Origin of the sequence: Bradyrhizobium sp. WU425 (assembly GCF_021052305.1) — a bacterium.
Taxonomy (GTDB): Bacteria; Pseudomonadota; Alphaproteobacteria; order Rhizobiales; family Xanthobacteraceae; genus Bradyrhizobium; species Bradyrhizobium canariense_D.
Genome location: NZ_CP088089.1, coordinates 7138688 through 7152839, shown reverse-complemented (window position 1 = coordinate 7152839; position 14152 = coordinate 7138688). Strand labels below are relative to the sequence as shown.

The 14152-nt window shown below is 65.2% G+C and carries 13 protein-coding genes and 1 other RNA gene; 5 read left to right on the top strand and 9 right to left on the bottom strand.

Annotated features, from left to right (window positions below):
- Positions 1-8 precede the first annotated feature (8 nt).
- The 7 genes from BcanWU425_RS34145 to BcanWU425_RS34115 all read right to left on the bottom strand — a co-directional run bounded on the left by BcanWU425_RS34145 (position 9) and on the right by BcanWU425_RS34115 (position 7955).
- On the bottom strand, positions 9-683 hold the full coding sequence (locus tag BcanWU425_RS34145; protein WP_018454607.1) for a thiamine phosphate synthase: 675 nt from the start codon (positions 681-683) through the stop codon (positions 9-11).
- A 3-nt stretch (positions 684-686) separates the two neighbouring features.
- The gene (locus BcanWU425_RS34140) at positions 687-1712 is read right to left on the bottom strand and encodes a class I fructose-bisphosphate aldolase (protein WP_204513310.1); all 1026 of its coding nucleotides are present in this window, start codon (positions 1710-1712) and stop codon (positions 687-689) included.
- A 274-nt stretch (positions 1713-1986) separates the two neighbouring features.
- Positions 1987-3054 (bottom strand): class II fructose-bisphosphate aldolase, encoded by a 1068-nt coding sequence (gene fba / locus BcanWU425_RS34135; protein ID WP_007599942.1) that lies wholly within the window; start codon positions 3052-3054, stop codon positions 1987-1989.
- 67 nt (positions 3055-3121) lie between these two features.
- Positions 3122-4318, bottom strand: coding sequence for a phosphoglycerate kinase (locus tag BcanWU425_RS34130; RefSeq protein WP_204513311.1), 1197 nt, complete (start codon positions 4316-4318; stop codon positions 3122-3124).
- A 152-nt stretch (positions 4319-4470) separates the two neighbouring features.
- Positions 4471-5478: a type I glyceraldehyde-3-phosphate dehydrogenase gene (gene gap / locus BcanWU425_RS34125; RefSeq protein WP_018454603.1), complete on the bottom strand. Its 1008-nt coding sequence runs from the start codon at positions 5476-5478 to the stop codon at positions 4471-4473.
- Positions 5479-5625: 147 nt separating this feature from the next.
- Positions 5626-7611: a transketolase gene (tkt, locus tag BcanWU425_RS34120; protein WP_018454602.1), complete on the bottom strand. Its 1986-nt coding sequence runs from the start codon at positions 7609-7611 to the stop codon at positions 5626-5628.
- Between the two features lie 185 nt (positions 7612-7796).
- On the bottom strand, positions 7797-7955 hold the full coding sequence (locus tag BcanWU425_RS34115) for a hypothetical protein (RefSeq protein WP_204514110.1): 159 nt from the start codon (positions 7953-7955) through the stop codon (positions 7797-7799).
- Here BcanWU425_RS34115 and BcanWU425_RS34110 point away from each other — a divergent pair.
- From BcanWU425_RS34110 to BcanWU425_RS34090, 5 genes are all read left to right on the top strand, one after another.
- Positions 7924-8244, top strand: a complete 321-nt coding sequence (locus tag BcanWU425_RS34110) for a DUF4164 domain-containing protein (RefSeq protein WP_026232773.1) — start codon at positions 7924-7926, stop codon at positions 8242-8244. The genes BcanWU425_RS34115 and BcanWU425_RS34110 overlap by 32 nt on opposite strands.
- Positions 8241-8624 carry a cell division protein ZapA gene (locus BcanWU425_RS34105; protein ID WP_007599950.1) on the top strand — a complete coding sequence of 128 codons (384 nt, stop codon included), beginning with the start codon at positions 8241-8243 and terminating at the stop codon, positions 8622-8624. The genes BcanWU425_RS34110 and BcanWU425_RS34105 overlap by 4 nt, the downstream gene beginning before the upstream one ends.
- Before the next feature lie 48 nt (positions 8625-8672).
- A non-coding RNA gene (gene ssrS / locus BcanWU425_RS34100) (6S RNA) lies at positions 8673-8832 on the top strand.
- 207 nt (positions 8833-9039) lie between these two features.
- Positions 9040-9636 (top strand): 5-formyltetrahydrofolate cyclo-ligase, encoded by a 597-nt coding sequence (locus tag BcanWU425_RS34095; protein WP_204513312.1) that lies wholly within the window; start codon positions 9040-9042, stop codon positions 9634-9636.
- Positions 9614-10438, top strand: coding sequence for a TIGR00282 family metallophosphoesterase (locus BcanWU425_RS34090; RefSeq protein WP_166517682.1), 825 nt, complete (start codon positions 9614-9616; stop codon positions 10436-10438). The genes BcanWU425_RS34095 and BcanWU425_RS34090 overlap by 23 nt, the downstream gene beginning before the upstream one ends.
- 190 nt (positions 10439-10628) lie before the next feature.
- Here BcanWU425_RS34090 and BcanWU425_RS34085 read toward each other — a convergent pair whose 3' ends face one another.
- Both BcanWU425_RS34085 and BcanWU425_RS34080 read right to left on the bottom strand, forming a co-directional pair.
- The gene (locus BcanWU425_RS34085; protein ID WP_204513313.1) at positions 10629-11972 is read right to left on the bottom strand and encodes a cytochrome c; all 1344 of its coding nucleotides are present in this window, start codon (positions 11970-11972) and stop codon (positions 10629-10631) included.
- Positions 11969-14146: a xanthine dehydrogenase family protein molybdopterin-binding subunit gene (locus BcanWU425_RS34080; protein WP_204513314.1), complete on the bottom strand. Its 2178-nt coding sequence runs from the start codon at positions 14144-14146 to the stop codon at positions 11969-11971. The genes BcanWU425_RS34085 and BcanWU425_RS34080 overlap by 4 nt, the downstream gene beginning before the upstream one ends.
- Between the last annotated feature and the right edge of the window lie 6 nt (positions 14147-14152).

Here is a 14152-nt window from a genome sequence, read left to right as displayed (position 1 = left end):
GTCGGGCGCTAGCCGTGCTCCTGGTCTGCAAGCGCAGTCGCATGAGCCTTCTTGATCGCAGCGTCGGCCTCGATCAGCGCAGCCTTGGGTCCGCGCGGATCGGCCCAGATGAAGTCGCCCACCAGCACGAAATCGGCGCCGCTGGCGGCGAATTCGTGGGCCTCCTCCAGCGAGATGGCAAAGCCGACGCAGGGCGGTTCGAACAGCTCGGCCCACCAGTCCAGCCGCTCAGCGATCGCTTGCGACGACGGCCGCTGGCCCTTTGCGTCGGGTTCGCCGAACAGCACGTAATCCGCGCCAATCTCGCCCGCATCCATCGAATGGTGCCGCGTCGTCAGCCCGCCAACGCCCGCGATGCGATCGGGCTTCAGCGATGGCAGCGCCTCTTTCAGCGCGGCGATGCCGGGCAGATGCGCGCCGTCGGCGCCGCCGCGTGCGACGAGCTCAGGATGGCCATCGACAAGCAGCGCCGCGCCCGCTTTCTGAGCCGGCGGCGCCAAGGCCTTGATCCGCGAGATCATGGTGCGCTGATCGGTCTGCTTCAGCCGCAGCAGCACGGCCGCGACATCGGCGGCGGCGAGCAGGCCGGGCAGCTCGGCGAGGAGCGAAGCGGGATCGTCGACGACAGGCGTCGCGAGATAAAGGCGCGGCGCCGGGCGCGGCGGAGGAGATTTGTTCGACAAGATCTAGGCCGCTTTCTGTTCCAGGCTGCTTTGCCATTCGCCTTTGCAGGCGAGGCCATTCATGCGCGCGCGGTGACTGAATGCGCTTTGTCCGGCCGCGACGTTTTCGGCCTTGCCCGACCAGGCCTTCTGCGGCGCGGCCTGGAGTGCGCGACCATAGGAGAAGGTCAGGCCCCAGGGCAGCGGGCCGAGCTTGTGCATGGCGTTGAGATGCGCCGTTGCCTCTTCATCCGATTGGCCGCCGGAGAGGAAGGCGATGCCGGGCACCGCCGCGGGCACGCACGCCCTGAGCAGCCGTATCGTCTTCTCCGCGACCTCCTCGACGCAAGCCTGCTTCGCGCACTTCTTGCCGGAGATGGCCATGTTCGGCTTCAGCACCATGCCCTCGAGCGCGACGCGCTGCACGCGCAATTCCTGAAACGTCTTGTTGAGCACACGGCTCGTCACCTCATAGCAGCGATCGATGTCGTGATCGCCGTCCATCAGCACTTCGGGTTCGACGATCGGCACGATCTGCGCGGCCTGGCACAGCGCTGCGTAGCGCGCCAGCGCGTGGGCGTTGACGCTGATCGCAGTCATGGAAGGGATGCCACTGCCGATGTCGATCACCGCGCGCCATTTGGCGAAACGTGCGCCGCGCTCGTGATATTTCTTCAGCCGTTCGGCGAGCTTGTCGAGCCCGACGGTGACGAGCTCGCCCGGACACATCGGCAGGGCTTGGGTGCCTTCGTCGACCTTGATCCCGGGGATGGCGCCGCTGCTCTCGATCAGCTTGACCAGGGGCGTGCCGTCCTTCGCGTTCTGCCAGATCGTCTCGTCATAGAGGATGACGCCGGAGATGTAGCGGCTCATGGCTTCGTTCGAGCGGAACAGCATCTCGCGATAGTCGCGGCGGTTCTCTTCGGTCGATTCCACGCCGATCGCGTCGAAACGCTTCTTGATGGTGCCGGAGGATTCGTCGGCGGCAAGGATGCCCTTGCCGGGCGCGACCAGGGCGGTCGCGATCCTGTTCAGCTCAGTCAGATTCATCGAGATGTCCTCCCAAAACGATTCTGCCCTTGCCGGTGAAAATAGACCGTTCTCGGGCAAATGCCGAGTTAACGTTCGTCGCAGGGTAAGGGCTGGGGCAGCGTTGGGCCGGCCGGGCGACTCTTCACCTCGCCCTGCTTGCGGGGAGAGGTCGGATCGCCCTTGCGATCCGGGTGAGGGGGGTACAGGTCCCGCAGTCATCTCATCTGCCGAGAGAGCCCCTCACCCCAACCCTCTCCCCGCGAAGCGCGGGGAGAGGGGAGGATAGAGCAGCTTACGCCACCTTCGGGGCGAGCTCGCCCTTGGCGTAGCGCTTGGCCATCTCGGCCGTGGTCAGCACCTTCTTGATCTTGGAGGCTTGGCCCGCGGTATTGAATTCCTGGAGCCGCTGCTTGCACAGCTTGGTCATCGCTTCCATCGCGGGCTTCAGGTACTTGCGCGGGTCGAACTCTTCCGGATTGTCCTTGAGCACTTTCCGGATCTGGCCGGTCATCGCCATGCGGTTGTCGGTATCGATGTTGATCTTGCGCACGCCGTTCTTGATGCCGCGCTGGATCTCGGCAACGGGCACGCCCCAGGTCGGCTTCATCTTGCCGCCATAGGCGTTGATGATGTCCTGGAGGTCCTGCGGCACCGAGGAGGAGCCGTGCATGACGAGATGCATGTTCGGCAGCTTGCGGTGGATCTCCTCGATCACGTTCATGGCGAGGATGTCGCCGTCGGGCTTGCGGGTGAATTTGTAGGCACCGTGGGACGTCCCCATCGCGATCGCCAGCGCGTCGACCTGGGTCTCCTGGACGAACTTCACGGCTTCATCCGGATTGGTCAGGAGTTGGTCGTGGCTGAGCTTGCCCTCGGCGCCGTGGCCGTCTTCCTTGTCGCCCATGCCGGTCTCGAGCGAGCCGAGCACGCCAAGCTCGCCCTCGACCGAGATGCCGCCGAGATGGGCCATGTCGGTTACGGTCTTGGTGACGCCGACATTGTAGCCCCAGTCACCGGGGGTCTTGCCGTCGGCCTTGAGCGAGCCGTCCATCATCACCGAGGTGAAGCCGGCCTGGATCGCGGTCATGCAGGTGGCCGGCTCGTTGCCGTGGTCGAGATGCACGCAGACCGGGATGTGCGGGTAGATCTCGGTCACCGCGTCCATCATGTGCTTGAGCATGACGTCGTTGGCGTAGGAGCGCGCACCGCGCGAGGCCTGGATGATGACGGGCGCGTCGACCTGGTTGGCCGCGTCCATGATCGCCAGCGCCTGCTCCATGTTGTTGATGTTGAAGGCCGGGACGCCGTAATCGTTCTCCGCCGCATGGTCGAGCAATTGACGCAACGTGATCCGAGCCATCTGTGTTTTTCTCCCGTTTGGGCCTGCAAGGCCACTGCTTGAAGGCGGCTGACGACTTGCCGACCGATTACTTGGTGCGCAGAACTTCGACGCCGGGCAGGGGCTTGCCTTCCATCCATTCAAGAAATGCGCCACCGGCGGTCGAGACATAGGTGAACTGACCGGCCACATGGGCCTGGTTGAGGGCCGCCACGGTGTCGCCGCCGCCCGCGATCGAGACCAGCTTCTTGGCCTTGGTGCGCTCGGCGGCATGCTTGGCGGCGGACATCGTGCCGCGGTCGAACGGCTGCATCTCGAACGCACCAAGCGGTCCGTTCCAGACCAGCGTCGCCGCATCGTCGATGGCGGCATGGACACGTGCGATCGACTGCGGACCGACGTCGAGGATCATGCCGTCGGCCGGGATCGCGTCGAGGCCATAGGCGTGCGACGGCGCGTTGGCCGCGAAATGATAGGCGACGGTAGCGTCGACCGGCAGGATGATGGCGCAGTTGGCGGCTTCGGCCTTTTCCATGATGCGCAACGCGGTCGCGGCGAGATCCTTCTCGGCCAGCGACTTGCCGATGCCGACGCCCTGGGCGTGCAGGAAGGTGTTGGCCATGCCGCCGCCGATCACCAGCGCGTCGACCTTGGTCACGAGGTTTTCGAGCAGGTCGATCTTGGTCGAGACCTTGGCGCCGCCGATGATAGCGATGACAGGCTTGGTCGGTGAGCCCAGCGCCTTCTCCAGCGCGACCAATTCGGCCTGCATGGTGCGGCCGGCATAGGCGGGCAGCTTGTGGCCGAGGCCTTCGGTCGAGGCGTGGGCGCGGTGCGCGGCCGAGAACGCGTCATTGACCCAGATGTCGCCGAGTTTTGCGAGCTCCGCGACAAAGGCCGGATCGTTCTTCTCTTCCTCTTTGTGGAAGCGGGTGTTTTCGAGACAGAGGATGTCACCGTCCTTCAAGCCGGCAACGGCCTTGACCGCGGGCTCGCCGATGCAGTCGTCGGCGAAGGCGACGGGCTTCTTCACCACCTTCGACAGCGCCTCGGCCACGGGCTTGAGCGAGTCCTTGGCATCGCGCCCTTTCGGCCGGCCGAAATGCGCGAGCAGGATGACCTTGCCACCCTTGTCCGAGATTTCGGTGATGGTCGGCGCGACGCGCTCGAGCCGGGTTGCGTCGCTGACGCGGCCGTTCTCCATGGGCACGTTGAGGTCAACGCGCAGCAGCACGCGCTTGCCCTTCACATCGACGTCGTCGAGGGTGCGGAATGATTTCGTCATCGGAGGCCCTTGTCCCGGGCGCACCGCGGCGCGTAGTGCCGCCGTGCAGAACCGGGACCCAAATTGCGGCGAGTCCCGCGGTTAGTTAAACGGGCCCCGGCTCTGCGACGCAGCGCTTCACGCTACGTCGCGTCCGGGACACGAGAGCGGAGTTAGATCACCTTCGACATCGCGACGGCGGTATCCGCCATACGATTCGAGAAGCCCCACTCGTTGTCGTACCAGGACATCACGCGCACCAGCGTGCCGTTCTGCACCTTGGTCTGGTCCATGTGGAATGTCGAGGAGTGCGGGTCGTGGTTGAAGTCGATCGAGACGTTCGGCGCGGTGGTGTAGCCGAGAATGCCCTTGAGCTGCTGCTCGGAGGCACGCTTCATCGCCTCGTTGATTTCCTTCGGATCGGTGGCGCGCTTGGCCACGATCTTGAGATCGACGACCGAGACGTTCGGGGTCGGCACGCGGATCGCGACGCCGTCGAGCTTGCCCTTCAGTTCCGGCAGCACGAGGCCGATCGCCTTGGCGGCGCCGGTCGAGGTCGGGATCATCGACATCGCAGCCGCGCGGCCGCGATAGAGATCCTTGTGCATGGTGTCGAGAGTCGGCTGGTCGCCGGTATAGGCGTGGATCGTGGTCATGAAGCCGGTCTCGATGCCGACGAGGTCGTTCAGCACCTTGGCGATCGGCGCAAGACAGTTGGTGGTGCAGGAGCCGTTGGAGACGACCAGATGTTCCCGGGTCAGCGTGTCGTGGTTGACGCCGTAGACGATGGTGGCGTCGGCGCCGTCGGCGGGCGCAGAAACGAGAACGCGCTTGGCGCCGGCAGTCAGATGCGCGGAGGCCTTGTCCTTCGAGGTGAAGATGCCGGTGCATTCCATCGCGATGTCGATGCCGAGATCTTTCCAGGGCAGCTTCGAGGGATCGCGCTCGGCGGTCACCTTGATCTTGTTGCCACCGAGGCTGATCGTGTCGCCATCGACGGTCACGGTGCCGGGGAAACGGCCATGGACGCTGTCGAAGCGAAGCAGATGGGCGTTGGTCTCGACCGGGCCGAGGTCGTTGATGCCGACGACCTCGATGTCCTTGCGGCCGGACTCAGCGATGGCCCGCAGGATGTTGCGGCCGATACGGCCAAAACCGTTGATTCCGACGCGGACTGCCATGTTTCGTCTCCTTCAATGACCGTTGTCATCCCGCACAACGCGCTAGCGCGCCTGCGAGGGTTTTTTTAGGGCGGACGCCCGGTTCGGCCGGGCGGGGCTTGATCATATGGGACGTTAGGTAGTCCTTTTTTTCGGCAATCTCAACTCTCAGGAAACGCGTTTCAGAACGGCGTTAACCGCGGCCTCGGCGGTAATGCCAAAGTGCTGGAATACCTTGTTGAGAGGGGCGCTGGCGCCGAAGGAGTGCATGCCGATAAACTCGCCATCCTGGCCGATCACGGCGTCCCAGCCCCAGCGCACGGCGGCCTCGATTGCGACCTTGATGGGGGCATTGCCGATGATCTCGTCGCGGCGCTCCTTTGGTTGCGCTAGCAGGAGCTCGAGCGAGGGAACCGAAACCACCCGGGTCGGAATGCCGCGCTCGGCGAGCTGCTTCTGGGCGGCCACGGCCATCTCCACTTCGGAGCCCGAGGCGAACAGCGTCGCCTTGGCTTCGCCCTGGGCGGCCACCAGCTCGTAGGCACCGAACCGGCAGGGGCTCTCGTTCGGTGCGGTGGTGCGCAGTTGCGGCAGGTTCTGACGGGTCAGCGCCAAGACTGTCGGGCCGTCGATGCGGTTGAGCGCGAGCTCCCAGCACTCGGCAACCTCGATGGAATCGCACGGACGGAACACGCGCATGTTGGGAATGGCGCGAAGTGCTGAGAGATGCTCGACCGGCTGGTGGGTCGGGCCGTCTTCGCCGAGGCCGATGGAATCGTGGGTCATGACATAAACGACCCCGGTCCCCATCAATGCGGCGAGCCGCATCGCGGGCCGCGCATAATCGGTGAACACCAGGAAGGTCGCGCCGTTCGGCGCAAAACCACCGTGCAGGAAGATGCCGTTCATCGCCGCGCACATGCCGTGCTCGCGGATGCCGTAATGGATGAAGCGGCCCTTCGGCGTCTTGGCCGAGAACGCGGTTGCGGACTTCGCCTTGTTGTTGTTGGAGCCGGTGAGGTCGGCCGAGCCCGCCAGAAATTCCATCGGCATCGCGCCGGCAATCACTTCGATCACGGCTTCGGAGGATTTGCGGGTCGCCGCATTCATCGGCTTTTCCAGCAGCTCCTTCTTGTAGGCGCGCACCGCCTTCGCGAGCGCGGCCGGGCGCTCGTGGCGCAGGCGACGCTCGAACTCGGCGCGCTTGCGGCTGCCGAGTTCACCGAGCCTTGCTTCCCATTCCTGTCGTGCCGCCGCGCCGCGGCTGCCGGCCGCGCGCCAGGCCTTGAGCACGTCGTCGGGCACCGAGAACGGCTCCAGCGAAATGCCGAGATTTTCCTTGGCGGCCTTGAGCTCGTCGGCGCCGAGCGCTTCGCCGTGCACCTTGTTGGTGCCGGCCTTATGCGGGGCGCCGAAGCCGATGGTGGTGCGGCAGGCGATCAGCGTCGGCTTGTTTGATTTCTGCGCGCGCGTGATCGCGGCGGCGATTGCAGCCTGGTCGTGGCCGTCGATCTTTTCGGCGGCCCAGCCCGCCGACTTGAACCGCTTCACCTGGTCGACGGAGTCGGAAAGCGAGGTCGGGCCGTCGATCGAAATGCCGTTGTCGTCATAGAGCACGATCAGCTTGTTGAGCTTCCAGTGCCCGGCCAACGCGATCGCTTCCTGCGACACGCCTTCCATCAAATCGCCGTCGGAAGCGATCACATAGGTATGGTGATCGACAATCTTCTTGCCGAACTCGGCGGCGAGCATCTTCTCGGCGAGCGCCATGCCGACGGCGGTGGAAATGCCCTGGCCGAGCGGACCGGTGGTGGTCTCGATGCCCTTGGTGTGGCCGTGCTCGGGATGTCCCGGCGTCAACGATCCCAATTGGCGAAAGTCCTTGAGCTGGTCGATCGTCATCTCTGGGCTGCCGATCAGATACAGCAGCGAATAGATCAGCATCGAGCCGTGCCCGGCCGAGAGCACGAAGCGGTCCCGGTCCGGCCAGTCCAGCGCGGCGACGTCGAATTTCAGGAATTGCGTGAACAGCACGGTCGCCATGTCGGCGGCGCCCATCGGCAGGCCCGGATGACCCGATTTCGCCTTCTCGACGCCGTCCATGGCAAGGCCGCGGATCGCATTGGCCATACGGTTGTGATCGACCTGCGTCATGTCTGAAAATCCGTCTGAAATGAGGCGCTTGTGGCTGGATTTGGCCGCGCCGGAAGGAGCCTTTCGGCCGCTGGGGTCGCGGCTGGGATAGCATCTCGGTTCCGACAGGCCAAGGCAATCAAACGCCGGTTTGGCCGCAAAAGTTGCTTAGCAGTGCATAGGTTTCGCGGCGGCGTTGCGATTCCCTAGCTTGCCACGTAAATTTCTGCTTCTAACCGCTTGCCGAACCGAGTCTTTTGCCGGACGGCAAGCCCCAGGAAAAGCCCAAAGGAAAACCCCGAGGGCAAGGCCACAGGTTCCGCCGCTGACTGCATGAACGATCGCGTATCCAACAGCTCTGCCATGACCGAGTCCTCGGCCGTCGAGATCGAGATCGCGACCCGCAGGCTCATGGCGGCGCTCGACTCGCTCGAAAGCGCGGTGGAGCGGCGGCGCGATGCCGATCGCGACGAGAACGAGCTCGCGGCGCGGATTCAGGCGCTCGGCGCGGACCGCTCGCGGCTTGCCGATGAGCTCGACGGCGCGCTGGTGAAAGCACGCAAGCTCGAGCGCTCCAGCCGCGAGATCTCCGATCGGCTGGATTCCGCGATCGTCACGATACGGTCGGTGCTCGATACCGGAGAGGACGGATGAGCCACATCAACGTCACCATCAACGGCCGGCAATACCGCATGGCCTGCGAGGAAGGCCAGGAGGTGCGGCTGCTCAAGCTCGCTGAAAGCCTGGAGACGCGGATTCAGTCGCTGCGCGGAAAGTTCGGCGAGATCGGTGATGCCAGGCTCACCGTGATGGCGGCGCTGACCGTCTGCGACGAACTGGTCGATGCCGGCAACCGCATCCGGACCATGGAGCAGGAGCTGACCGAACTGCGGGATTTCCGCAACGCCGCCGTCGAGCGCGCCCGGTTGACCCAGACCGCGGTCGTGAACGCACTGAACTCTGCCGCCGAGCGCATCGAGAAGTCGACCCAGGTCCTGAACCGGACCGTCGGCAACGGGATCGCCATCGGCTGATCGTTCACCGGGCTGGCGATTCGTCAGCATCGTTGTTACATTGCCCGAGCGGGGCTGCGACGCGCGTCAGGAGCCATTATCCCCGGGGCCTTATCGATCCTTTAGGGAACTGTCCCTGGCCGAGCCCGTGGGCTCGGACATATGGTGCCCACCTACTTTCGTAGGGAACTCCGGGATCGAGTGCTTCAACGGCGTTCGCGGCTTCGCACTTTTGTTTTTCTTCTTCTGGTTCGTACCCGTCGAAATTGCGTCCCCGACACGCTCGCGGTTCAGTCTCGGTGTCATGCCCCGGCTGGACCGGGGCATCCAGTACGCCGCGGCGTTGAGGTTCTAGCACTGGCGTTTGTGGATACTGGATCGCCCGCCTTCGCGGGTGATGACAGCGGGACTAGTTCTGCCTCGGGGGAACACGCGCATGTCGAATTCAAAAGCCGAACTCCGTGCCAAAGCCCTCGCGGCGCGCGACGCGCTGAGCGAAAAGAAACGCATCGCCGCCGCCGCCAAGCTCGCCAAGCGCGGGCTGCCGTTCCAGCTTCTGCCTGGCAGCATCGTATCGGGCTATTCGCCGATCCGCAGCGAGATCGATCCGATGCCGCTGCTGAAGCAGCTCGCCGAGCAGGGCGCCAGGCTCGCGCTGCCTTGCGTCACCGCGCGCGGCCAGGCGCTGATCTTCCGCATCTTCCATCCGAACGATCGCCTGATGCTCGGCCCGCTCGGCATTCCCGAGCCGTCGCCTGGGGCCGCTGAAGTCATTCCCGACATCATGCTGACGCCGCTCGCTGCCTTCGATCGTCTCGGCCATCGCATCGGCTATGGCGCGGGGCACTACGACCACACCTTCGCGCATCTGCGAAAAACCAAGACCATCGTCGGCATCGGGCTCGCTTTTGCAGCGCAGGAGATCAAGGCGGTTCCGGCACTAGCCCACGACGTGGCGCTGGATTATGTGCTAACGGAATCGGACGTATTCGATTTCCGGAGTTCTGAAGTTGCGCATTCTCTTCGTGGGTGATGTCGTCGGCCGTGCCGGGCGCAATGCCATCGCCGAATATCTGCCTGGCATGGTCAAGGACTGGTCGCTCGATTTCGTCGTCGTCAACGGCGAGAATTCCGCCGGCGGCTTCGGCATCACGGAAGCGATCTATCAGGAGTTTCTCGACGCCGGCGCCGACGCGGTGACGCTCGGCAATCACTCCTGGGATCAGCGCGAAGCCCTAGTGTTCATCGAGCGCGCGGAGCGCCTGGTGCGGCCGGCGAACTATCCGCGCGGGACGCCCGGCCGTGGCGCCGCGTTGGTCGAGACCAAGAACGGCAAGCACGCGCTCGTCGTCAACGCTTTGGGCCGCGTCTTCATGACCCCGTTCGACGATCCCTTCGCGGCCCTCGAGCGCGAGCTCGGCGCCTGCCCGCTCGGCATTGCCGCGGACGCCATCGTCGTCGACTTCCATTGCGAGGCGACCAGCGAGAAGCAGGGCATCGGCTTCTTCTGCGACGGCCGCGCCAGCCTCGTCGTCGGCACCCACACCCATGTGCCGACCGCCGACCACCAGATCCTGTCGGGCGGCACCGCCTACATGACCGATGCCGGCATGACCGGCGACTACGATTCCATCATCGGCATGCAGAAGGAGGAGCCGTTGCGCAGGTTCACCTCCGGGATCCCCTCAGGCCGCTTCGAGCCGGCAGCGGGTGCTGCGACGCTCAGCGGCGTTGCGGTCGAGACGGATGACGCGACGGGGCTTGCGCTCCGTATTGCGCCGGTGCGCGCCGGCGGCAGGCTGGAGCCGACGACGCCGAAATTCTGGCTGAGCTGAATTGCAGCGGCAGATCCCGCTGCACCTTCTCCCCTTGTGGGAGAAGGTGGCGCGAAGCGCCGGATGAGGGGTCGCTTCCGCGAATTCAAATGCGAGTTGGACGCGTGGAGACAACCCCTTACCCGGCTTCGCTTCGCGAAGCCACCCTCTCCTGCAAGGGGAGAGGGTGCAGCGTCAGTCGGCGCGAGTATTACTCCGCCGTCTGCTCCCGCAATTCCGCAACATCCTTCGCCGTCAGCTTCGAGCCCTTTGCGCCGAACCGCGCTGTCACGTAGTTCGCCACCGCCGCGATCTCGTCGTCGCTATAGGCGTTGCCGAACGCCGGCATCGACAGCGCGCCGTCTGGCGTGTCGCGCTTGGTGCCCGACAGCACGATTTGCGCGACGTTGGTGGCGGCGGGGTCGTTGACAGCCCAGGTGCCGGTCAGCGTCGCCATAGGCGAGACCGGGCTCTCGCCGCTCCAGCCATGGCAACTCGCGCAGGCGCTGGCGAACACCATTTTGCCGCGCGCATCCGCCGTGACGCCGTCCTTGTGCGAGGCGGGTGCGACGGGCGCGGTGGTTGCGGGCAGGTCAGGCGAGGGCTGCGGCGGTACGCTGCGCAGATAAGCGACGATGCTGCTTATGTCCTCAGGCGCGAACTGGCTAAAGCTGTGGTCGACCGCTTCGCCCATCGGACCCGAGGCCGAGCCGTGGCCCGGCGCGTGGCCGAGCGACAGATAGGAGACCAGGTCCTCGTCACGCCAGCTGCCGAGGCCGGTGGCCTTGTCCGAGGAGATGTTGAAGGCGCGCCACCCCGCCGTGATCGCGCCTGCGAATTTCTTGCGGTTGTCCAGCGCAAAGCCGAGATTGCGCGGCGTGTGGCATTCGCCGCAATGCGCCAGCGCCTCCACGAGATAGGCGCCGCGATTCCACTCCGGGCTCTTCGACGTATCGGGCGCAAAGCGCGTGTCCGGATTGAACACGGCCGACCAGACAATCATCGCCCAGCGCTGGTTGAACGGGAACGACAGCGTGTTCTCCGGCGGCTTCGCACGCACCGCCGGCAGGCTGAACAGATAGGCCTTCACCGCCAGCACGTCCTCGTCGGTCATGTAGGTGTACGACGTGTACGGCATCGCCGGATAGAGCCGGGCGCCGTCGTGGCGCTTGCCGCGCTGGACCGCGTTGAGAAAATCCTGGTCGCTGTAATTGCCGATGCCGGTGTCCTTGTCCGGCGTGATGTTGGTGGAATAGAGCGTGCCGAACGGCAGCTTGAAGCCGAGCCCGCCGGAATAGTCCGTCCCGCCGGGCTTGGTGTGGCAGACCATGCAGTCGGCCGCCTTCGTCAGATATTCGCCGCGTTCGACCATGCCAGCCTTCTCGAGCTTGGCCGGCACGCCGGCCGGCTTGCCCGCGCGGTAATCCGCCAGCGCCACCTTGGTGCCGCCGGCAAAGTCGAGCGGGCCGGGGCCGCGGATGAACCAGACGCCGAGTCCCGCCAGCACGATGGCGATCACGACCAGGCTTGTGAGGATACGCATCTTGCCGCTCATGCCTTTTTCCCCGCAGCCAGCAGTTTCCGATCGATTGGCAGGCGCCGCAGCGCAACGCCGGTTGCCGCGTAGATAGCGTTGCGCAGCGCCGGCGGTCCGGCATTGACACCGGCCTCACCGATGCCGCCGGGCGCCTCGCCGCTCCTGACGACGAAGACCTCGATCTTCGGTGTCTCATTGATGCGCATCATGCGGTAGTCGTGGAAGTTCGACTGCTGCACGCGGCCCTTCTCGATGGTGATCTCGCCATAGAGCGCGGCGGTGAGGCCGAACACCAGGCCGCCCTCGATCTGCGCCTTCACCGTGTCGGGGTTGACTGCGATACCGGTGTCGACCACCGAGACGATGCGGCGGAGCGCGATCTCGCCGATATCGTCGATCTCCGCTTCCACCACGGTGGCGAGGAAGCTTGCAAACGACGGCTGGACGCAGACGCCGCGGCCGACGCGCGGTGGCAGCGGTTGGCCCCAGCCGGATTTCTCGGCGGCAAGATTGAGCACCGCGAGCATGCGCGGATTCTTCGTCAGCATCGAGCGGCGGAATTCGACCGGATCCTTGCCGGCCTTGCGCGCGAGTTCGTCCATCGCGCATTCGACCGCGAACACGTTGTTGTTCGGACCGACGCCGCGCCAGAAGCCGGTGGGCACCGCCGGCGGTTCGGCGCGGACATATTCGACATGGAAGTTGGTGAAGTCGTAGGGTGCATCCACGGCGGCATCGACCGCGTCGATGTCGATACCCTTCTGGAACGCCGGCGGCAGCCAGCGCGCCAGCACGGCGGAACCGGCGACCTTGTACTTCCAGGCCGCGACCTTGCCGTCGACCAGCGACGCCGTGACCTGGTCGCGATAGACCGGACGGTAGACGTCGTGCTGGATGTCCTCCTCACGGGTCCATATCACCTTGACGGGATAGTCGACCTGCTTTGCGATCTTCACGGCGGCCACCACCATATCCGGCTCGAGCTTGCGGCCGAAGCCGCCACCGAGCAGATGCTGGTTGACAATCACCTTGTCGACCGGGAGGCCCGCAGCCTTCGCCGCCTCCGACTGCACGCGCGTCATGATCTGCGTGCCGGTCCAGATCTCGCAGGCATCCGGCCTGACGTGAACGGTGGCGTTGATCGGCTCCATCGAGGCATGCGCAAGGAACGGCAGTTCGAAGCTTGCCTCGAACCTGTCGCCGCTGGCGAGCCCCTTGGCGATGTCGCCGACCGATTTCGCGACCACGCCGTCCTTCTCGCTGACGGCGCGCAGATGCTGCCAGACGTCCCTTGTGCTGAGCTTCGCGTTCGGTCCCTCGTTCCACTCGATCTTGAGCGCATCGAGGCCCTTCTTTGCGGCCCACATGTGATCCCCGATCACCGCGACCGCATCCTCGAGCACCACGACCTTGCGTACGCCCGCAATTTTGACCGCCGCGCTGTCGTCGACCTTGCCGACCTTGCCGCCAAAGACCGGGCAATTGGCGATCGCGGCGATCTTCATGCCGGGCAGGATCGCGTCGATCCCGTAGACGACCTTGCCATTGACCTTGTCCGGCGTGTCGAGCCGCTTCAGCGGCTGGCCGATGATGACGAAGTCCTTGGGGTCCTTCACCCGGACGTCCTTCGGCGGCGTTTGGCCCTGTGCGGCCAGTGCCAGTTCGCCATAGCCGAGCTTGCGGCCGCTTGCGGCATGCACGACCTCGCCTTTCGATGTCGTGCAGCTTGCCGGCTCGACCTGCCATTGCGCCGCTGCGGCCTGCACCAGCATCGCCTTCGCGCTGGCGCCGGCGGCGCGCAACGGATTCCACCAGGCGCGGATCGAGGTCGAACCACCCGTGGCCTGCAGGCCGAACGCCGGATTGGCGTAGAGCTTGTCGTTGGGCGGCGCGTGCAGCACCGCAACCTTTGCCCAATCCGCGTCGAGCTCTTCGGCCAGGATCATCGCAATCGAGGTATAGACCCCCTGGCCCATCTCGACTTGCGGCATCAGGAGCACGGTGCGGCCGGTGTCTTCGACCCGGATGAAGGCGTTCGGCGCGAATTTGCCGTCGGTCGTGTCCTTCGGCTGCTCCGGCTCGTTGACGGCGGCGCGGAGCGGCAGATGGAAGGCGAGCAGGAAGCCGGTGGCGAGACCGCCGGTCAGAACCGCACGGCGGGAGACGTCAGGAAGAGTCTTGTCGGTGATCATGGCGGA

What these genes read in the sequence shown, in the direction of transcription:
- BcanWU425_RS34140 (WP_204513310.1), bottom strand. Translation starts at nt 1,712, where the DNA reads ATGAATCTGACTGAGCTGAACAGGATCGCGACCGCCCTGGTCGCGCCC.
- fba (WP_007599942.1), bottom strand. Translation starts at nt 3,054, where the DNA reads ATGGCTCGGATCACGTTGCGTCAATTGCTCGACCATGCGGCGGAGAAC.
- BcanWU425_RS34130 (WP_204513311.1), bottom strand. Translation starts at nt 4,318, where the DNA reads ATGACGAAATCATTCCGCACCCTCGACGACGTCGATGTGAAGGGCAAG.
- gap (WP_018454603.1), bottom strand. Translation starts at nt 5,478, where the DNA reads ATGGCAGTCCGCGTCGGAATCAACGGTTTTGGCCGTATCGGCCGCAAC.
- tkt (WP_018454602.1), bottom strand. Translation starts at nt 7,611, where the DNA reads ATGACGCAGGTCGATCACAACCGTATGGCCAATGCGATCCGCGGCCTT.
- BcanWU425_RS34110 (WP_026232773.1), top strand. Translation starts at nt 7,924, where the DNA reads ATGAACGATCGCGTATCCAACAGCTCTGCCATGACCGAGTCCTCGGCC.
- BcanWU425_RS34115 (WP_204514110.1), bottom strand. Translation starts at nt 7,955, where the DNA reads ATGGCAGAGCTGTTGGATACGCGATCGTTCATGCAGTCAGCGGCGGAA.
- BcanWU425_RS34105 (WP_007599950.1), top strand. Translation starts at nt 8,241, where the DNA reads ATGAGCCACATCAACGTCACCATCAACGGCCGGCAATACCGCATGGCC.
- BcanWU425_RS34095 (WP_204513312.1), top strand. Translation starts at nt 9,040, where the DNA reads ATGTCGAATTCAAAAGCCGAACTCCGTGCCAAAGCCCTCGCGGCGCGC.
- BcanWU425_RS34085 (WP_204513313.1), bottom strand. Translation starts at nt 11,972, where the DNA reads ATGAGCGGCAAGATGCGTATCCTCACAAGCCTGGTCGTGATCGCCATC.
- BcanWU425_RS34080 (WP_204513314.1), bottom strand. Translation starts at nt 14,146, where the DNA reads ATGATCACCGACAAGACTCTTCCTGACGTCTCCCGCCGTGCGGTTCTG.